The organism is Tabrizicola sp. T74 (genome assembly GCF_057219935.1).
The window spans coordinates 14,201-32,055 of sequence record NZ_JBXVVT010000007.1 but is presented as its reverse complement, the minus strand read 5'-3'; the positions used below and the strand labels follow the sequence as shown (position 1 = coordinate 32,055).

Genomic DNA, 17,855 nt, shown 5'->3' with positions numbered 1-17,855 from the left:
CTTTAGTAAGGCGGCAACCGGCTGGGGCACGTTCCAGCGCTTTGACGATCCGTGCTAGACCCGCGACATGAAACCGACATTTGCACTTGACCTGACGCGCGAGACCATCGGTCTCTTGCACCGGACGCCAAAAGGCTGGCTCTCGATCGGCGAAGTGGCCTTCGATGCCCCCGATCTGGGCGAAGCCCTGGACTACATGCGCAAGACCGCGCTTGGCCTGTCGCCGATGGGGGTGGCCACCAAGCTTATCCTGCCGAACAGCCAGATCCTGTATACCGAGGTTCACGCCCCCGGCCCCAGCCGCGACGACAAGCGGCGACAGATCGCCACGGCGCTGGAAGGCCGCACGCCCTATGCGATCGACGACCTGGTGTTCGACTGGTCCGGCAAGGGCGCAACAGTCAAGGTCGCGGTGATCGCCAAGGAAACCCTGGCCGAGGCCGAGGCCTTTGCCGTCGAACACCGGCTGAACCCGGTCTCCTTCGTGGCGATCCCGGAAGATGGCACCTTCGTCGGCGAGCCCTGGTTCGGTCCCGCTGCGGCAGCTGCGGGCATCCTCGCCGAGGACGAGACGGTCGAGCGCGACCGCGATCCGGTCTCGGTCCTCCACCGCGAACTACCGAAGGCCGATCCGGCGCCAGCGGCGGCGGCTGCCTCTGTCGCAACCGCGGCAGCCGCCGATCCGGCCCCGGAGGACGATCCTCTGCCCGGCCTGGAAGAGGCACTGAACGCCGAGCTTCCCGAAATCGCCGAGGCCCCTGCGGCGCCCCAGGTGCCCGAGCCCGGTCTGGACCCGCTGGACGACGGCATCGAGGACGACCCGGCACCGTTCGATGACCCGGCGCCCGTTGCAGCCGCTGATGCCGAACCCTTCGACACCTCGCTCGCGACGGTAACCCTCGACGACATTCCACCTGCTGCCCCTGCAGCCGCAGCCGACAAGCCCGCGCCGGTGGCAGAACCCGAGGAAGCCCCCTTCGCGCATGTCACCGACAGCACGGCCTTCCCCGACGACGACCTGCCCCCTGTCCCGGCAAAGGTCGCAGCCAAGGTGCCCGCTGACGACGATCACGACATTCCGCCCGCGCCGTCCTCGGCCGCGATGGTTGCCTTCGCCAGCCGCCGCGCATCAGCCGCGGATGCGACCGTACGCCCCGTCGACGGGGTGACCCGGCCGGCCGCGACCGCGATCCCGGCCCGTGGCCCGATTGCCCGTCCGACCGCTGCCAAGGGCTTCTCCGGTCTCGTCACTGCCCCCTCGATCCCGGGCACGCGGGCCGCCGGCAAGGCCAAGGTCAAGGGCAGCGACATCCCGCGCCCGCCGATCGGCCCGACCACCGTCAAGTCTCCCGCCCGCCCCGGCGGCACATTCGGCGCAGCGGCCCCGGCCAAGAAACGCACCAGTACCGTCTTCATGGTGCTGGTCGGCCTTCTTCTCCTGTTCCTTGCGCTGATCGGCCTCTGGTCCTCGCTCTATCTCGGCGGCAGTTCCGCGACCGAGGATGTAAGCGCGACCGAGGTCGTGCCGGATGCCGCCGACGAGATGCTGGCCGACATGCAGGACCCCGAGGGGATGACCGATCCCCTGCCCGAGGCCGCGGGGGTCAGCGAAACCGCGGATGTCGGAGAGCTCGCGACCGAAAGCCTGCCGGTCAACCTTGGCGGCGAAGAGCCCGCTGCCGAGGACGTCGCGGCAGCCGAGGACCCGGCGCTGGCCGAGACTGCTGAGACCGCGGAACTGACCGCCGCGACGGAAGCGGTGGTGGAACCGGCCCCCGAGGAAACCGCCGCAGCCGAGCCTGCTGTGGCTGCCGAACCCGCCCCGGAACCCGCTCCCGGCACGACGGTCGCGACCGAAGTCGCCGCCTCGCCCGCCCCGGTCGAGGATCAGGACGAAATCTTCCTGTCGGCGATGGACGCCCCGCCCCCGGCCCTGGACGCCCTGGCCCTGCCGTCGCTGACCGACACGCCCGATGCGCTGCCCGACCCGATGATGCTGCCGCCCGCGCCCGGCACGGTCTACCGGTTTGATGCCAACGGGCTGTTGATGCCGACCGCCGAAGGGATCGTCAGTCCGGACGGAGTGATGCTGATCGCCGGCAAGCCGCCCCTTCTGCCGCCGGCGCGCAGTGAAACCGCTGCAGCCGCCGCCCAGGCGGCTCTTGCCATTTCGGCCCCCGCTGCCGACCCGGTCAACCCGGCCTCCGGGGCCTCGCTTGTCACCGGCGGAGAGGCCGCCGTGGCCGAGGAAACCGCGCTGCCCCCGGCCGACCCCGCGATGGCCGGTTTCCGCCCGCGTCCGCGGCCCGAGGGGCTGGTCCCGGCCCCTTCGGCGGATGACGCGGCCCTTGGAACCGAGGACGCGATCCAGTTCGCCGGCCTCCGCCCGCTGCCGCGCCCCGCCAGCGTGACCGCCGCCGCCGCCGCTGTCCTGCCCACCAGCGCCCCGGCCGACCTTGGGGCGCAGGGCGCCTCGCTGACCGCGCAGGCCGAAGCCAAGCTGGCCGAAGCCGCCGCGCTTGAGGCGCAGAACCCCTCCATTGTGGCCATCTCGATGCGCCCTGCCGAGCGCCCCCGCGACCTTAGCGCTGCCGTCGAGGCCGCCGTCGCCGCCGCCGTCCGCGAACCGGTGCCCGAGGCTGATGCCGGGACGGTCGAAGTCGCCGCCGCCGCGCCCGAGGCGAAGCCGGAAGAGATCGACGAGCTGGACGAACCCGAGACCGCCTCGGCCGCGCCGTCGATACCGACCAAGGCGAACGTCGCCAAGCAGGCGACCTACAAGAACGCGATCAACCTGTCGAAGATCAACCTGATCGGGACCTACGGCACCGACTCGCGCCGGTACGCGCTGGTCCGGCAGGCGAACGGGAAGTACAAGAAGGTCAAGGTCGGCGACAAGATCGACGGCGGCACCGTGAAGGCGATCACCGAGACCGAGGTCCGCTATCAGAAGGGCGGGCGGCTGATCAGCCTGAAGATGCCGAAGGCCTGAGCCTGTCCACGCAGGACGGCCTGGACTGCGCCATACAAATCAAAGGCTTGCCTGTGGACGTTTACCGGGCGTAAACCTTGCGCGAAAGCTCGTCGGGGACTTCGTCCCTCCTCGCGGTGGCCCTCGCGACGAGGAGACGAAGTCGAACGAGGAGCCGCCCGTTACCCTGCGGCGACGCCCGCCTCGGCAAAGGTCGCCATGCCCGAATGGCAGGCCACCGCCCCCTGCACCACCCCGATCGCGAGCGCCGCGCCCGAGCCTTCGCCAAGCCTGAGGCCCAGCGACAGAAGCGGTTCCTTCCCGAGCTTCTCCAGCAGCCGCGCATGCGCCCCTTCGGCGCTTTGGTGCCCTGCAACGCAATGTTCCAAAGCCCCCGGCATGGCCTTCTCCAACACCGCCGCCGCCGCGCAGGCGATGAACCCGTCCAGGATCACCGGCACCCGCGCCATCCGCGCGCCGAGGATCGCCCCCGCCATCGCCGCGATCTCGCGCCCGCCAAGGCAGCGCAGCACCTGCAGCGGATCACCGAGCAGTGCCTTGTGCCGCTCCACCCCCGCAGCGACCGCTGATTCCTTCCGCCGCAACCCCGCGTCATCCACCCCGGTGCCCCGACCCGCCCAGCCGACCCCGCCATAGAGCGCTGTCGCGATAGCGGCGGCCGAGGTCGTGTTGCCGATCCCCATCTCGCCCGCGACGAAGACATCCGCCTCCAGGTTGACCGCCTCATAGCCGCGGCGCAGGGCGTCCACGACCTCGGCCTCGGTCATCGCGGGGCTTTCGGTGAAGTCGGCCGTCGGTTGGTCCAGATCCAGCGCATGGACGTCGAGCTTTGCCCCGAACGCCCGGGCCAGCTGGTTGATCGCCGCCCCGCCATGGGCAAAGTTCGCCACCATCTGCACCGTCACCTCCGCCGGGAAGGCCGAAACGCCCTTGGCCGTAACCCCATGATTTCCTGCAAAGATCACGATCTGGGGCTTATCGGCCGTGGGCTTGTCGGTGCCCTGCCAGCCCGCCATCCAGATCGCCAGCTTCTCCAGCCGACCCAGCGCCCCCGGCGGCTTGGTCAGCTGGCCATTCCTCGCCTCGGCTGCCGCAATCGCCGCCGCATCGGGGGCGGGCAGCGCGGCAAGCATGGCATGGACTTCGGCAAGGGATTGGAAGGGCATCGGTTTCTCCGGATTGATCCTGCTCGGGCTTGGGGCTACCCCAGAGGCGAACCGAACGCCAGCCGGGAACAGCCGCTTTGACCATGCTTCGCGACATCGCCGTCCGGCTGCCCTCCGACCTTCTGTCGGCCTTCGCGCTGTTGTCCCGCCTGCCGCTTCCGAACCACCGGGGGACGGGGGCCGCCTCGGCCTGGGCCTGGCCCCTGGTCGGAGCGATCCTCGGTGCGCTGGGGGCCGCCGTCGCCTCGGGCGCGCTGTGGCTCGGCGTGACACCGGGCGTGACGGCAGTCCTGGTCCTGGCGCTGGGTGCGATGTTGACGGGCGGGCTTCATGAAGACGGCCTCTCCGACACCGCCGACGGGCTGTTCGGCGGCTGGACCCGCGAAAGGCGGCTGGAAATCATGAAGGACAGCCGGGTTGGCAGCTACGGCGTCCTTGCGCTCGTCCTCGTCACCCTCGCGCGCTGGTCTGCACTGACAGCCATGCTCGTCCACGGTGCCCATTGGGAGGCGCTGATCGCGACTGGAGCCCTCTCCCGCGCGCCCATGGCCCTTGTGATGGCCCTCCTGCCCAATGCCCGCAGCACGGGGCTAAGCCACGCGACCGGGCGGCCAAGCCCCGCCACCGCCCTGATCGGCCTGGCCCTTGCAGCGGGGCTTGCCGTGGCCTTGACGGGATGGACAGCGGTGGCGCTGGTCTTCGCAGCACTTGGGGTCAGCCTCTGGCTGGCTTACACCGCGCTCCGCAAGATCGGCGGCCAGACCGGCGACATCCTGGGCGCGACCCAGCAGCTTGCCGAAGTCGCCTGCCTGACGGTCCTCTCCGCCCGGACCTAGCGGACGATTTCTTCGAAGACATCGTGACGGAGCCTTTGAAAGCTCTGGCGCCCGGCTGCGGCAATGCACAGCGGCTCTGCACCCTACCCCCTCTGGCCTTTGCGACCCACCCGCGCTAGAGGGGCATGGAGAGCTTGCGAGGCACTGCCATGTCCGAATATTCCGACGCCATCTCCTCGATCGAAGAGATCATCGAGGACGCCCGCAACGGGCGAATGTTCATCCTGGTCGACCACGAGGACCGTGAAAACGAAGGCGATCTGGTGATCCCGGCCCAGATGTGCACGCCGAACGCGATCAACTTCATGGCGACGCACGGCCGGGGGCTGATCTGCCTGGCGCTGACCTCGGACCGGGTCGACCAGCTGGGCCTGCAGCTGATGGACCGCAAGAACTCCAGCCGCCATTCCAGCGCCTTCACGCTCTCGATCGAGGCGGTCGAGGGGATTTCGACCGGTATCTCGGCGGCGGACCGGGCGCGGACCGTGGCCGTGGCGACCGACCCGACGAAGGGCGCTGCTGACATCGCCAGCCCCGGGCACATCTTCCCGCTGCGGGCGCGGGACGGCGGCGTCCTCGTCCGCGCGGGCCATACCGAGGCCGCGGTGGACGTCTCGCGGCTGGCCGGGCTGAACCCTTCGGGCGTGATCTGCGAAGTGATGAACGACGACGGCACCATGGCGCGCCTTCCGGACCTCATCGCCTTCGGCCAGAAGCACGGGATCAAGATCGGCACGATCTCGGACCTCATCGCCTACCGGCGCAAGCACGACAACCTGGTCAAGGAACGCTCGGTCAAGGCCGTGACCTCGGTCCATGGCGGCGACTGGCTGATGCGGGTCTTCACCGATGACCTGCAGGGTGCCGACCATGTCGTGCTGACCAAGGGCGATCTCACGACGTCGGACCCCGTGCTGGTCCGGGTCCATGCGCTGAACCCGCTGGAGGATGTGCTGGGCCTTGGCGAAGGCTCTGACCTGCCCGCCGCCATGCGGATCATCGCGGCCGAGGGGCGGGGGGCGGTCGTCCTTCTCCGCGACACCACGATGAAGATGGTCGAGGATGGCGAGCATTCGCCCCAGACCCTGCGCCAGTACGGCATCGGCGCGCAGATCCTGTCGGCGCTTGGCCTGTCGGCGATCACGCTCGTGACCAACTCGGTCCAGCCAAAGCTGGTGGGGCTGGAAGGGTATGACCTGACCATCGCGGGCACCCGCGCGATCAAGGAGTAAGGCCCATGGCCACCGCCGAAACGCATTACACGCTGCCGCTGCCCAGCTTCGACAAGCCGGTGAAGCTGTTGATTGTCGTCGCGCCCTACTACAAGGACATCGCTGACAACCTGGTCGCCGGGGCACGCGCGGTTGGGGCGGCCTGCGGGGCCGAAGTGGATCTGGTGGAAGTGCCGGGCGCGCTGGAAGTACCCACGGCCATCGCGATGGCGGAACGGCTTGCCGAATATGACGGCTATGTCGCGCTTGGTTGCGTGATCCGGGGCGAGACGACGCATTACGACACGGTCTGCAATGATTCCAGCCGGGCGATCAGCCTTCTGGGCCTGCAAGGGGCCTGCATCGGCAACGGCATCCTGACGGTGGAAAACCGCGCGCAAGCCGAAGTGCGGGCGGACCCGGCGGGTCAGAACAAGGGCGGCGGGGCGGCGGCGGCGGCCTTGCACCTGATCGCACTTTCGCGCAAATGGGCCGGGAAATCCAAGGGGATCGGTTTCCGGGCATGACGGACAAGCGGACGGAAAAGCGCCAGATGAAATCGGCGTCGCGGCTTTACGCCGTGCAGGCGCTGTTCCAGATGGAGGTCTCGGGCCAGACGGTCGAGGCCGTGACGCGCGAGTTCGAGACGCACCGTTTCGGCGCGACCTACGAAGAAGGCGAGTTCGCCGAGGGCGACGTCGACCACTTCCGCGCCGTGGTGGCGGCGGCGGTGAACTGGCAGGCGAAGATCGACCAGCTGACCGACCGCGCGCTGGTCGCGGCCTGGCCGATCGACCGGATCGACCCGGTCCTGCGCGCGCTGTTCCGCGCCGCGGGGGCGGAACTCGTCGACCTGCCCACGCCCCCCAAGGTCGCGATCACCGAATATGTCGACGTGGCCAATGCCTTCTTCCCGGACGGCAAGGAACCCAAGTTCGTCAACGCCGTCCTCGATCACATGGCGCGCGAGGCCAAGCCCGAGGCCTTCTGACGCGTCGAAAGGGATGAACCATCCAGTGACGGAGCCCGTGACATGCGCCTGCTTCCTGTACTCGCGGCCCTTGCCGTGACCGCCTGCACCGCCGCCGAGGCAGAAGACCCGACCGGCTCCGAATGGGAGCTTATGGCCATCGACGGCAAGGTCGTGGACATTCCGGCGACGCTGAAGCTCGGGCCGGAAGGCGGCGTCAGCGGCAAGGCGCCCTGCAACAGCTATGCCGGCCAGAACCTCGCCACTTTTCCGCAACTGAGCCTTGGGGCCCTGCGGGCAACGCGGATGGCTTGCGACAGGCTGGCCGATGAAAAGCTTTACTTCGAGACCCTGTCCGCGATGACCGGGGTCGAGCAGATCGGGACCCGGAACCTGGTCCTGACCGGGCCGGACGGGCGCAGCATGGAATTTGCGAACGACCTGAAAAGCACACTGACCCGCTGTCTGACCTGCACGCCGAAGGACTAGGGCCCTGGGGTCTGGACGGATCGCGGGCCATGACCCATATCGCCCGCAACGTCCCCAACCGAGAAGGTCTCATGCCCGCACGCGCCGCCGTAGCCGCCTTCCTCGACCGCCCGGCGGTCTCGCGCTTCATCATTGCCGTCATCCTCATCAACGCCGTCACCCTGGGGCTGGAGACCTTCCCCTGGGTCATGACGCGTGCGGGCGGGCTGATCCTGGCCATAGACCGCCTGTGCCTGGGGATCTTCGTCGTGGAACTGGCCCTCAGGCTTTACGCGCTGGGACTGCGCTTTTTCCGGTCGAGCTGGAATGTCTTCGACCTCGTGATCGTTGGCATCTCGCTTCTGCCTGCGACCGGCAGCTTCTCGGTCCTGCGCGCCATGCGCATCCTGCGGGTCCTGCGCGTGGTTTCGGCCGTGCCCTCGCTCCGCCGGGTGGTCGACGGGCTGGGGCGCGCGCTGCCGGGGATGGGGTCGGTCTTCCTTCTGATCCTCATCATCTACTACATCGCCGCGGTCATGGCGACGAAGCTGTTCGGACAAAGCTTCCCGGAATGGTTCGGCAGCCTGACCGCGACCTCCTTCACGCTTTTCCAGATCATGACGCTGGAAGGCTGGTCGGGCGAGATCGTGCGCCCGGTGATGGCGGTCTATCCTTACGCCTGGGCCTTCTTCGTGCCCTTCATCCTGATTACCACCTTTGCGGTGCTGAACCTGATCGTCGGCCTCATCGTCAACTCGATGCAGGAAGCCGCCAGCGAGGCCGAGGAACAGCGCGACCAGGCCTTCGAGGCCAAGGTGATGGAGCGGCTGGACGCCATCGAACGCAAGCTTGACACGAAGGCTTAGCGACCGAGCCGCTAGCGGTTCGCTTCGAACAGGCTCGCCGCGCGGTCGAAAAAGCGTTTGCGCATCGCCGGGCCTTCCATCAGCACCTCGTGCTCGGCGCCAGGGTACAGGTCCAGCTGGCCGTTGGACCAGCCCGCCATCCGCAAATGGATCGGTGGCACGTCGACCACCTTTTCCGCCGTGCCGAGCGCGCAGATCGCCGGAACCCGTGGCGCGGGCAGCGCCGCCAGCGCCGCGCATTCCCGAAGTGCGGCCTTCAGCCAGCCGATCGACGGGCCACCCAGCGCCAGTTCGGGCACTTCGGCGACCTGGCGGCGCATGTAGTCCCACATCTCGCGGTCGGTGGTCAGGACATTGCCCTGGAACGGCGCCTGCAGCAGGTAGGTTTCGGCACTGGTCGAGGGCGCATAGCGGCTAACCAAGCCCAGCGGACCAGCCAGGGCCGAGACGACGGTCGCCACCGGACGCAGCCAGGCCGCCATCGCGATGCCCCACATCGGGGCCGAGAACGCCGCTGCCTTGACCGGCAGCCCCCGCATCAGCCCGCGCAGACCGATGCAGCCCCCCATCGAATGGGCCATCATGTAGAAGGGCTGCGGCAGGTCCAGCCGCGCCGCCTCGGCCAGCATGGCGTCAAGGTCCTGCTGAAACTCGGCAAAATCGCCGACATGGCCCATCATGCGGTCGGGCAGCGCCCGGTCGGCCAACCCCTGCCCGCGCCAGTCGATGGTGATGACGGAAAACCCCCGCGCCACCAGATCGCCCGCAGCGCGACCGTATTTCTCGATGCATTCCGTCCGGCCCGGCAACAGCAGCACTGTGCCCTTCTGTCCGGCCTTCCAGGAGGCCAGCCGGATCCGCGCCGCCCCGACCTGCGCCCAGACGACCACCGCGCCCGGCGGGGCATCGGCGACACGCTCATGAAACGGCGCGGGAAGGGCGCTGTCCTGTTTCACCCCAGGACCGAGCCCAGCTTCATCGCCAGCCCCATGTTGCCGTCCACCGACAGCTTGCCGGTCATGAAGGCCATCGTCGGGTTCATCTCGCCATCCAGGATCGCGCGGAACACGTCCGCCTCAGCCGTCAGCGTCACGTCGGCCTCATCATCGCCCGCGCGCACGCCCTGCCCGTCCAGCATGATCGCGCCTTCGCCCGGGATCACGAACTTGGCAATCCCGTCAAAGCCGCCCGAAAGTTTGGCACCCAGCGCCTTGACGGCCGCATCGATCATTTCGCTCATCGCAAGTCTCCGGTTCGTGACCCTGCCACCACTGGATATCTGGCGCGGATCGGTTACTTTCCAGTTATGCGTGTCCCGGCCGTCATTCTCAATCGTATCGTTGCGGCACTTTTGCCGCTTTTCCTGACTTGCGCCGCGGTTCAGGCCGAAGATGTTGCCAAGCTGGACGGTCTCTTCGAACGGCTGAAAACCGCGGAAGAGGGCGAGGCCGGGCGGATCGAGACGGAAATCTGGATCGAATGGTCGAAGTCGGGCTCTCCGGCGCTGGACCTGCTGTTGCAGCGCGGCCGCGATGCGATGGACCTGGGCGACATTCCCGCCGCGATCGAGCATTTCACCGCGATCATCGACCATGATCCGAACTTTGCCGAGGCGTGGAACGCGCGCGCCACCGCCTATTACATGGCCGGTGAGTTCGGGCCCTCGGTCGCCGACATTGGCACGGTCCTGACGCTGAACCCGCGCCATTTCGGGGCCCTGTCGGGGCTGGCGATGATTCTGGAAGAAACCGGGAAGCCGGAGCGCGCGCTAGAGGTCTACCGGGCCGCCATTGCGATCCACCCGCATATGGAAGGGGCCGCCGAGGCCATCGAGCGGCTGGAGAAACAAGCCGAGGGGCAGGAGCTCTAAGCCATGGACGCCACCCGGCGGGTGACGGCGGTCCTTGGGCCGACGAACACCGGCAAGACGCATCATGCGATCGAACGCATGCTGGCCCATCGGACCGGCGTCATCGGCCTGCCGCTGCGCCTCTTGGCGCGTGAGGTCTATGACCGGATCGTCGCCAAGGTCGGCCCTTCCGTGGTGGCGCTGGTGACTGGTGAGGAACGCATCGTCCCCGACCGCACGCAGTATTGGGTCTGCACCACCGAGGCGATGCCTTTGGAAATCGGCGCGGACTTCGTCGCGGTGGACGAAATCCAGCTTTGCGCCGATGCCGAGCGGGGGCATGTGTTCACCGACCGCCTGTTGCGGGCGCGGGGGCTGAACGAGACGCTGTTCCTCGGCTCGGACACCATGCGCGGGGCGATTGCGGGGCTGGTGCCGCATGTGACCTTCCTGAAGCGCGAGCGGATGTCGACGCTGAAGTACGCGGGGTCGAAGAAGATCAGCCGGATGCCGGAACGGTCGGCCATCGTCGGGTTCTCGGTGGAAAACGTCTATGCCATTGCCGAGCTGATCCGCCGTCAGAAGGGTGGTTGCGCCGTGGTGATGGGGGCCCTTTCCCCCCGCACCCGCAACGCGCAGGTCGCTTTGTACCAGAACGGCGACGTGGACTACCTCGTGGCCACCGACGCCATCGGCATGGGTCTGAACCTCGACATCAAGCATGTCGCCTTCTCGGCCACCGCCAAGTTCGACGGCCGCCGGATGCGGAACCTCTATCCCCAGGAACTGGCCCAGATCGCGGGCCGCGCCGGGCGGCATACCGAGGACGGGACCTTCGGCGTCACCGGCGAGGTGCGGCCCTTTGACGAGGAAACGGTCGAAGCGATCGAGACCCACCGCTTCGCCCCCGTCCGCAAGCTGCATTGGCGCAACGAATCGATGGACTTCGGGTCGGCTGAACGCCTGATCCGCAGCCTGGAGGAACCGACCTACAACGACTGGCTGACCCGCGCGCGCGATGCCGACGACGTGCTGGCGCTGAAGGCGCTCTCCGCGCTACCCGAAGTGCAGGACCGCCTGACCGAACCAAAACGGGTCCAGCTCCTCTGGGACGTCTGCCGCATCCCGGACTTCCGCTCCTCGACCGGGCCCGAGCACACCACCCTTCTGACCCGGATTTTCGAGTTCCTGGTGGGTCGGGGCCTTGGCGGCGGGCGTATCCCGTCGGACTGGCTGGCAACCGCGATCAAGCGCATCGACAAGTCCGAAGGCGACATCGACACTTTATCGCGCAGACTGGCCTATATCCGCACCTGGACCTACGTCACCCAGCGGAAAAACTGGGTCGAAGACGAAACCCATTGGCGCGAGGAAACGCGCGCTGTAGAAGACCGCCTGTCGGATGCCCTGCATGCGGCGCTGACCCAACGATTTGTCGACCGGCGGACATCTGTTCTGCTTCGCCGGTTGAAGCAGAAGGAGGCTCTCGTGGCCGAAGTGAACGACAAGGGCGAAGTGACGGTCGAAGGCGAATTCGCCGGCCGTCTGGAAGGCTTCCGCTTCAAGCAGGACGCGTCTGCGACACCGGATGCCGCCCGCACGCTGGCGCAAGCCGCGATCCAGGCGCTGAAGCCGGAATTCCACCTGCGCGCCGACCGCTTCTACAACGCGCCGGACACCGAGCTTGATTTCACCGAACAGGGCGGCCTCATGTGGGGCACCAACGCGGTGGGCAAGCTCGTGAAGGGCGCCGAACCGGCAAAGCCCACCGTCGAGGCTTTTGTCGACGAAGAAGCCGGCCCCGAGGTCACCGAAAAGGTCCGCCGCCGCCTGCAGCACTTCATCGACCGCAAGGTCGCCGCCCAGTTCGAGCCTTTGCTCAACATGTCCCGCGACGAGACCCTGACCGGCCTCGCCCGCGGCTTCGCGTTCCGGCTGTCCGAAGCAATGGGGGTCCTGCCGCGCGACCAGGTCGCGTCCGAGGTCAAGGAGCTGGACCAGGACGCGCGCGGCGCGCTCCGCAAGCACGGCGTCCGCTTCGGCCAGTTCACCATCTTCCTCCCCGCCCTCCTGAAACCCGCGCCGACCCGCCTGCGTCTGGTGCTGTGGTCGCTCTGGAACGGGCTGCAGGAGTTCCCCGAATCCCCGCCGCCGGGCTTGGTCACCATTCCGAACGTGGCCGAGGTGCCGAAGCAGCATTACACGCTGGCCGGCTACCACCCCGCAGGCACCCGTGCGATCCGCATCGACATGCTGGAACGCCTGGCCGACATCCTGCGCCAGAAGGATTCGCGCGCCGGTTTCGAGGCCACGCCCGACATGCTGTCGATCACCGGCATGACCCTTGACCAGTTCGCCGACCTGATGGGCGGGCTGGGCTACAAGGGCGAAAAGGCCGAACGTCCGAAGGTCAAGGCCGAAGTCGCCAAGGCCCCCGAAATCTCCGAGGAAGCCGCCGCCGCCATCGCCGCCGGCGTGCCGATCCCGGAAGAGGTCTCGATTCTCGCCCCCGTCCCCGAACCCGAGCCGGAAGCGGCACCCGAGATGGAGGCCTTCTATACCTTCACCTGGGCCCCGAAGCCCCGTCCCCGCCCCGAACGCGGTCCGCGCCCCGAGCGTAAGGAGGGCGAAGGCCAGCAGCGTGCGCCCCGTGGCGACCGGCCGCAGGGCGACCGACCGAAGCGTGAGGGTCAGGGTGATCGTCCGCAAGGCGACCGCCCGCGCCACGACGGGCCAAAGCACGACCGCCCGAAAGGCGACCGCCGTGACGACCGCAAGGGGGGCAAGCCGAACCGCGATGACCGGCAGAAGTCGTTCGAGGCCCGCCCGCCGCGCGCCGAAAAGCCCATCGACCCGGACAACCCCTTCGCGGCGCTGCTGGCACTCAAGGGCAAGGTCTGATTGGCCGGGCCTTCCGGCAAACCTGACCCCAATGCGGCCCAGAAACTGCGGCTGGACAAATGGCTCTGGCAGGCCCGCTTCTTCAAGTCGCGCGGCCTGGCCGCCGAGGTGATCACTGAGGGCCATGTCCGCGTCAACGGAACCCGCGTCAGCCGTCCGGGCCGGGACGTCAGCGAAGGCGACACGCTGACCTTTCCGCAAGGCCACCGCATCCGCCTGGTCCGCATCACCGCCCTTGGGGCAAGGCGCGGCCCGGCGACCGAGGCGCAGGGTCTCTATGTCGATCTTGACCCGCAGGACGGCGCAGAGCCGCTTGAATGATCCGCCCGCATGGCCTAACTGGCATGCAAAGGTTTCGCATCAGAGCACGCCCATGACCTACGTCGTCATCGACAACTGCATCGCCTGCAAATACACCGACTGCGTCGAGGTCTGCCCGGTCGACTGCTTCTACGAAGGCGAGAACATGCTGGTCATCCACCCGGATGAATGCATCGACTGCGGCGTCTGCGAACCGGAATGCCCCGCCGATGCGATCCGGCCCGACACCGAACCGGACATGGAGGAATGGGTCTCCTTCAACCGGAAATACGCCGTCCAGTGGCCGGTGATCGTGACCAAGAAGGACCCGCTGCCCGGTTATGAAGACCGCGACGGCGAGAAGGACAAGCTTTCCAAGTACTTTTCCGAGGCCCCCGGCAGCGGCGGCTGACGGCACCCGATTCGGGCACCAATGGGGCCACGAATCGGTGACAACGTGCAAAAGGTAAAGAAACCAACACTTTAGTTCTGAACTGCCCGGTTTCGCGGCAGTTGGAATCAGGCGTTTTTTGTGTTATCATTCGTTTACAAAGCAAGCATGGAAGCCTGACACCGGCTTAGAGCACAGCATCTGGGCCAAAATCCTTTGTGACAATTCAGCTCCACACGCCTGAACAAGGGGGTTCAGGGCGCGGGGCCTTTGTTGCGGAAGGCGGCATCCTTACTGGGGAAGAATGAATGACCAAGTCGAAGAAGCCTGAATTCCGCCCGAACGATTTCGTGGTCTACCCGGCGCATGGCGTCGGCAGGATCATCTCGATCGAAGAACAGCAGATCGCCGGGATTCAGCTGGAGCTTTTCGTCATCTCCTTCGAGAAGGACAAGATGACCCTGCGGGTTCCGACCCACAAGGCCATCGACATCGGCATGCGCGCCCTGTCGGCCCCCGATGTGGTGACCAAGGCGCTGGACACGCTGAAGGGCAAGGCCAAGGTCAAGCGCGCCATGTGGTCGCGCCGCGCCCAGGAATACGAACAGAAGATCAACTCCGGCGACCTTCTGTCGATCGCCGAAGTGGTCCGCGACCTGCACCGCACCGACGACCAGCGTGAGCAGTCCTATTCCGAGCGTCAGCTCTATGAAGCCGCCCTGGAACGCCTGACCCGCGAAGTCGCGGCCGTGTCCGGTGTGGACGAGGCGGGTGCGGCGAAGCAGGTGGACAGCGTCCTGGTCGGCCGCGCGGCCTGATCCTTCGGGGTCATGGAATCCAGAACGGCGGTCCCAAGGGGCCGCCGTTTTCTATTGAAGGCGCGACAAGTATAGGCGGCGAAGGTAAAACAGCGCGGCACTCAGTCCCATCGCAACCAGCCCCGTCGTTACGCCCTGAACGAGGCGCAAGTGGATTGGCGGAGCGAATAGATCGCTTTCCAACCCAGACACCGTAAGTCCTTGCTGCAACTCCGCCTGAAAGTCGTACTCGACGAGCGAAATCACGATCAGCGCCACGCCCCACAGCAAGAGGAGCCATTGCAGTACGGAAAGGACAACATCCCCGATCCGCCTCAGCCGAAATACCGCTCCGCCGGCAGATACCCGGCCAGCCGCCCCGCCGCGCACCAGTCGCGCTCCAGCCCCAGGTCGCCCACCAGGATCACCTGGTCCGACGGCAGCTTGCCGAGTGCCGCGCGCACCCGCTCCCGCATCTCGCCAAACCCCGCCAACGCGTAAGGCGCGGGCGAAACCCCGTCCAGCACCGGATTGGCCGCCTCCAGCATCCCCGGCGTCAGAGGCGCGACAGCCAGTGCCAGCCGCCCGCACTGCACCTCGGCCAGCTTCACCGCCCGCGCCTTGGGCATCGCCGGGCTGACCAAAGAAACCCGCAAGGCATTCGACGAAAACAGAAACGCCACCACGTCATGCCCCGTGGCCGCCCGCACCCCGGCATAGGTCTTGTAATCCAGCCCCAAGGCCTGCGCCCGCTTCACCCGCGTCCGCACCACTTCGATGGGCAACACCGGCAACAGCCGCTCCCGCGCCGAGGACCAGCAGTGCTTCCGCCAGCTGACCCCGCCCTCCATCGAAGGCCCGCCGTTATGCCCGATCTCGCCCATCAGAAACTCCGGACAGTTTGATTCAAATTGTCTTTCTCTTCCTCAAGTATCCCACGGGAGGTCCGGAGGGTGTGAAACCCTCCGGGGCCGGCCACAAGCGAAACCTCAGTCATACTCGCGCAGCCGCGCCACATAGCGGGCCATCGTGTCGACCTCCAGGTTCACCCGATCCCCCACGGCCACCTCGCCCCAGGTCGTCACTTCCTGGGTATGCGGGATCAGGTTCACTCCGAACTCGGCCCCGTCGACCTCATTCACTGTCAGAGATGTCCCGTTCAGCGCCACCGACCCTTTCGGCGCGATGAACCGGGCCAGGGCCTCCGGCGCGCGGAAGGTTACCCGGACCGACCCACCCTCGGGCCTGACCCCGACCACCTCCGCCACGCCATCGACATGGCCCGAGACGATGTGCCCCCCAAGCTCATCCCCCACCTTCAGCGCGCGCTCCAGGTTCACCCGCCGACCCGGAGCCCAGCCGTTGTGGCCGATGTTCGTCTTCGACACCGTCTCGGCCGAAATCTCGACGTCGAACCACCCCTCGGGCTCGGACCCCAAAGCCACCACGGTCAGGCAGACCCCGTCGCAGGCAATCGACGCCCCGATGTCGATCCCGCCCACGTCATACTTCGTCGCGATCCGCGCCCGCAGGTCGCCCGTGACCTTCGTCTCGACGATCCGACCGACATCGGTGACTATCCCGGTGAACATGGGGCACGCTCCTATCCCTGCCACTCCGAGGTAAAGCCGCGCCGCGCGTCTTGCAAGCCTAAGCCCCAAGGCACATGATGTAGTGACTTGTTAACCATCCTGCGCCAAAGATGGGCGCAACGCATGACCCAGGTCCGCTTCGTGACAGACGCCCGCCGCTTCCTGTTCCTGCAGGGCCCCCACGGCCCCTGGTTCCACCTGCTTGGCCAGCGGATGCGCGCGGCGGGGGCGCAGGTCTGGCGCGTTGGCTTCAACCTGGGCGACCGGGTGTTCTGGCCAGGTCCGGGCTACATCGCCTTCCAGGACCCGCAGGAGCAGTGGCCCAAAGTCTGCGCTGACCTGATGACCCGCCACGCGATCACCGACCTGGTCCTCTATGGCGACACGCGCTGGATCCACGCCCAGGCCGTGCAGATCGCACGTGCGCGCGGCATCACCGTCCATGTGTTCGAGGAGGGATATCTCCGCCCCTACTGGGTCACCTACGAACGTGGCGGCTCGAACGGGAATTCCCGGCTGATGGAGCTTTCGGTGCCCGAGATGCAGGGCGCGATGGCCAAGGTCGACCTCGACCTGCCCGAGGTGCCCGCCACCTGGGGCGACATGCGCGAACACATGTTCTGGGGCGCGCTCTACCATGGCTGCGTCGCGGCGGGCCTGCGCGCCTACCGCAACTTCCGGCCCCATCGCGCGCTGACCGTGGGGCAGGAGTTTCGGCTTTATCTGAAACGTTTTCTGCTGATGCCGGTCCACCGGCTGGAACGCCGCATCGCCACAAGGCGCATCCGGCGCGGCGGGTTTCCCTATCACCTGGCGATCCTGCAACTGGAACATGACGCAAGCTTTCGCGACCATTCGCCGTTTTCCAGCATGACCGAATTCCTGGCCGAGGTGATGGCAGGCTTTGCCAAGGGCGCACCGCGGCATCATCACCTGGTCTTCAAGGCGCATCCGCTGGAAGACGACCGTGTCCCCCTCCTGCCCGAGATCCGGCGGCTGGCGAAACTGCACGGGGTCAGCGACCGCGTCCACTTTGTCCGGGGGGGCAAACTGGCCCAGCTGCTGAACGATGCGCGCTCTGCCGTGACGGTGAATTCCACCGCCGGACAACAGGCACTCTGGCGCGGTTTGCCGCTGCGCACCTTCGGCGCGGCGGTCTATGCCAAGCCCGAATTCGTCTCCTCACAACCGCTGGAGACGTTCTTTGCCGCCCCCGAACGCCCCGATACCCGCGCCTACCGCGATTATCGGCACTACCTGCTGGAGACCTCGCAACTGGTCGGGGGCTTCTACTCCTCGCGGGGGCGGCGCAGGCTGATACGACAGGTTGTGGATCTGATGCTTGCGCCCGATGACCCCTATCAGGCCCTGTCGCAAGGCACAGCGGCACCAAGGCAACAGTTGCGGCTTGTCCGCTGATTTCAGCCCGCCGGACTGGCCATCCTCTGGTTGTTTCGCTACTCTCCGGTGGCGAAAACGCGAAAAAAGATCCGAAGCAGAACGCAGGGGATACAGG

At 67.1% G+C, this 17,855-nt stretch carries 19 protein-coding genes; 13 read left to right on the top strand and 6 right to left on the bottom strand.

What is annotated here, in order from left to right; genetic code table 11:
* The first annotated feature begins 67 nt into the window (after positions 1-67).
* On the top strand, positions 68-2,992 hold the full coding sequence (locus AC2EAL_RS19170) for a hypothetical protein (RefSeq protein ID WP_484725838.1): 2,925 nt from the start codon (positions 68-70) through the stop codon (positions 2,990-2,992).
* Between the two features lie 161 nt (positions 2,993-3,153).
* Here AC2EAL_RS19170 and cobT read toward each other — a convergent pair whose 3' ends face one another.
* A complete protein-coding gene (cobT, locus tag AC2EAL_RS19165) occupies positions 3,154-4,158 on the bottom strand; it encodes a nicotinate-nucleotide--dimethylbenzimidazole phosphoribosyltransferase (protein WP_484725837.1) in 1,005 nt (334 codons plus the stop codon).
* A gap of 83 nt (positions 4,159-4,241) precedes the next feature.
* Between cobT and cobS the strand changes: the two genes are divergently transcribed.
* The 6 genes from cobS to AC2EAL_RS19135 all read left to right on the top strand — a co-directional run bounded on the left by cobS (position 4,242) and on the right by AC2EAL_RS19135 (position 8,509).
* On the top strand, positions 4,242-4,994 hold the full coding sequence (cobS, locus tag AC2EAL_RS19160; RefSeq protein ID WP_484725994.1) for an adenosylcobinamide-GDP ribazoletransferase: 753 nt from the start codon (positions 4,242-4,244) through the stop codon (positions 4,992-4,994).
* Between the two features lie 149 nt (positions 4,995-5,143).
* The gene (ribB, locus tag AC2EAL_RS19155; RefSeq protein ID WP_484725836.1) at positions 5,144-6,226 is read left to right on the top strand and encodes a 3,4-dihydroxy-2-butanone-4-phosphate synthase; all 1,083 of its coding nucleotides are present in this window, start codon (positions 5,144-5,146) and stop codon (positions 6,224-6,226) included.
* Between the two features lie 5 nt (positions 6,227-6,231).
* Positions 6,232-6,732: a 6,7-dimethyl-8-ribityllumazine synthase gene (locus tag AC2EAL_RS19150; protein ID WP_484725835.1), complete on the top strand. Its 501-nt coding sequence runs from the start codon at positions 6,232-6,234 to the stop codon at positions 6,730-6,732.
* Positions 6,729-7,196 carry a transcription antitermination factor NusB gene (gene nusB, locus AC2EAL_RS19145; protein WP_484725834.1) on the top strand — a complete coding sequence of 156 codons (468 nt, stop codon included), beginning with the start codon at positions 6,729-6,731 and terminating at the stop codon, positions 7,194-7,196. The genes AC2EAL_RS19150 and nusB overlap by 4 nt, the downstream gene beginning before the upstream one ends.
* 42 nt (positions 7,197-7,238) lie before the next feature.
* Positions 7,239-7,664: an META domain-containing protein gene (locus AC2EAL_RS19140; protein ID WP_484725833.1), complete on the top strand. Its 426-nt coding sequence runs from the start codon at positions 7,239-7,241 to the stop codon at positions 7,662-7,664.
* Between the two features lie 71 nt (positions 7,665-7,735).
* Positions 7,736-8,509, top strand: a complete 774-nt coding sequence (locus AC2EAL_RS19135) for an ion transporter (protein WP_484725993.1) — start codon at positions 7,736-7,738, stop codon at positions 8,507-8,509.
* 11 nt (positions 8,510-8,520) lie between these two features.
* Here AC2EAL_RS19135 and AC2EAL_RS19130 read toward each other — a convergent pair whose 3' ends face one another.
* Together AC2EAL_RS19130 and AC2EAL_RS19125 are read right to left on the bottom strand one after the other, a co-directional pair.
* Complete coding sequence (locus tag AC2EAL_RS19130) at positions 8,521-9,465, bottom strand: alpha/beta fold hydrolase (RefSeq protein WP_484725832.1); 945 nt, start codon at positions 9,463-9,465, stop codon at positions 8,521-8,523.
* Positions 9,462-9,749: an SCP2 sterol-binding domain-containing protein gene (locus AC2EAL_RS19125; RefSeq protein ID WP_484725831.1), complete on the bottom strand. Its 288-nt coding sequence runs from the start codon at positions 9,747-9,749 to the stop codon at positions 9,462-9,464. The genes AC2EAL_RS19130 and AC2EAL_RS19125 overlap by 4 nt, the downstream gene beginning before the upstream one ends.
* Before the next feature lie 66 nt (positions 9,750-9,815).
* On the opposite strand from AC2EAL_RS19125, the gene AC2EAL_RS19120 reads away from it, so the two are divergent.
* The 5 genes from AC2EAL_RS19120 to AC2EAL_RS19100 all read left to right on the top strand — a co-directional run bounded on the left by AC2EAL_RS19120 (position 9,816) and on the right by AC2EAL_RS19100 (position 14,768).
* On the top strand, positions 9,816-10,379 hold the full coding sequence (locus AC2EAL_RS19120; protein WP_484725830.1) for a tetratricopeptide repeat protein: 564 nt from the start codon (positions 9,816-9,818) through the stop codon (positions 10,377-10,379).
* Between the two features lie 3 nt (positions 10,380-10,382).
* The gene (locus tag AC2EAL_RS19115; RefSeq protein ID WP_484725829.1) at positions 10,383-13,259 is read left to right on the top strand and encodes a helicase-related protein; all 2,877 of its coding nucleotides are present in this window, start codon (positions 10,383-10,385) and stop codon (positions 13,257-13,259) included.
* A complete protein-coding gene (locus AC2EAL_RS19110; RefSeq protein ID WP_484725828.1) occupies positions 13,260-13,580 on the top strand; it encodes an RNA-binding S4 domain-containing protein in 321 nt (106 codons plus the stop codon).
* Positions 13,581-13,632: 52 nt separating this feature from the next.
* A complete protein-coding gene (gene fdxA, locus AC2EAL_RS19105) occupies positions 13,633-13,971 on the top strand; it encodes a ferredoxin FdxA (RefSeq protein WP_484725827.1) in 339 nt (112 codons plus the stop codon).
* 287 nt (positions 13,972-14,258) lie between these two features.
* Positions 14,259-14,768, top strand: coding sequence for a CarD family transcriptional regulator (locus AC2EAL_RS19100; RefSeq protein WP_484725826.1), 510 nt, complete (start codon positions 14,259-14,261; stop codon positions 14,766-14,768).
* A gap of 51 nt (positions 14,769-14,819) precedes the next feature.
* On the opposite strand, the gene AC2EAL_RS19095 is transcribed toward AC2EAL_RS19100, so the two are convergent.
* From AC2EAL_RS19095 to AC2EAL_RS19085, 3 genes are all read right to left on the bottom strand, one after another.
* Positions 14,820-15,026, bottom strand: coding sequence for a hypothetical protein (locus AC2EAL_RS19095; protein WP_484725825.1), 207 nt, complete (start codon positions 15,024-15,026; stop codon positions 14,820-14,822).
* Between the two features lie 56 nt (positions 15,027-15,082).
* Positions 15,083-15,631 (bottom strand): hypothetical protein, encoded by a 549-nt coding sequence (locus AC2EAL_RS19090; protein ID WP_484725824.1) that lies wholly within the window; start codon positions 15,629-15,631, stop codon positions 15,083-15,085.
* 105 nt (positions 15,632-15,736) lie between these two features.
* Positions 15,737-16,339: a riboflavin synthase gene (locus tag AC2EAL_RS19085; RefSeq protein WP_484725823.1), complete on the bottom strand. Its 603-nt coding sequence runs from the start codon at positions 16,337-16,339 to the stop codon at positions 15,737-15,739.
* Between the two features lie 123 nt (positions 16,340-16,462).
* Here AC2EAL_RS19085 and AC2EAL_RS19080 point away from each other — a divergent pair, with 123 nt between their 5' ends.
* On the top strand, positions 16,463-17,758 hold the full coding sequence (locus AC2EAL_RS19080; RefSeq protein WP_484725822.1) for a capsule biosynthesis protein: 1,296 nt from the start codon (positions 16,463-16,465) through the stop codon (positions 17,756-17,758).
* Positions 17,759-17,855: the final 97 nt, after the last annotated feature.

Excerpts from the sequence above, each read along its gene's own strand:
- AC2EAL_RS19170 (WP_484725838.1), top strand. The coding sequence starts at position 68 with ATGAAACCGACATTTGCACTTGACCTGACGCGCGAGACCATCGGTCTC.
- cobT (WP_484725837.1), bottom strand. The coding sequence starts at position 4,158 with ATGCCCTTCCAATCCCTTGCCGAAGTCCATGCCATGCTTGCCGCGCTG.
- cobS (WP_484725994.1), top strand. The coding sequence starts at position 4,242 with ATGCTTCGCGACATCGCCGTCCGGCTGCCCTCCGACCTTCTGTCGGCC.
- ribB (WP_484725836.1), top strand. The coding sequence starts at position 5,144 with ATGTCCGAATATTCCGACGCCATCTCCTCGATCGAAGAGATCATCGAG.
- AC2EAL_RS19150 (WP_484725835.1), top strand. The coding sequence starts at position 6,232 with ATGGCCACCGCCGAAACGCATTACACGCTGCCGCTGCCCAGCTTCGAC.
- nusB (WP_484725834.1), top strand. The coding sequence starts at position 6,729 with ATGACGGACAAGCGGACGGAAAAGCGCCAGATGAAATCGGCGTCGCGG.
- AC2EAL_RS19140 (WP_484725833.1), top strand. The coding sequence starts at position 7,239 with ATGCGCCTGCTTCCTGTACTCGCGGCCCTTGCCGTGACCGCCTGCACC.
- AC2EAL_RS19135 (WP_484725993.1), top strand. The coding sequence starts at position 7,736 with ATGCCCGCACGCGCCGCCGTAGCCGCCTTCCTCGACCGCCCGGCGGTC.
- AC2EAL_RS19125 (WP_484725831.1), bottom strand. The coding sequence starts at position 9,749 with ATGAGCGAAATGATCGATGCGGCCGTCAAGGCGCTGGGTGCCAAACTT.
- AC2EAL_RS19120 (WP_484725830.1), top strand. The coding sequence starts at position 9,816 with ATGCGTGTCCCGGCCGTCATTCTCAATCGTATCGTTGCGGCACTTTTG.
- AC2EAL_RS19115 (WP_484725829.1), top strand. The coding sequence starts at position 10,383 with ATGGACGCCACCCGGCGGGTGACGGCGGTCCTTGGGCCGACGAACACC.
- fdxA (WP_484725827.1), top strand. The coding sequence starts at position 13,633 with ATGACCTACGTCGTCATCGACAACTGCATCGCCTGCAAATACACCGAC.
- AC2EAL_RS19100 (WP_484725826.1), top strand. The coding sequence starts at position 14,259 with ATGACCAAGTCGAAGAAGCCTGAATTCCGCCCGAACGATTTCGTGGTC.
- AC2EAL_RS19090 (WP_484725824.1), bottom strand. The coding sequence starts at position 15,631 with ATGGGCGAGATCGGGCATAACGGCGGGCCTTCGATGGAGGGCGGGGTC.
- AC2EAL_RS19085 (WP_484725823.1), bottom strand. The coding sequence starts at position 16,339 with ATGTTCACCGGGATAGTCACCGATGTCGGTCGGATCGTCGAGACGAAG.
- AC2EAL_RS19080 (WP_484725822.1), top strand. The coding sequence starts at position 16,463 with ATGACCCAGGTCCGCTTCGTGACAGACGCCCGCCGCTTCCTGTTCCTG.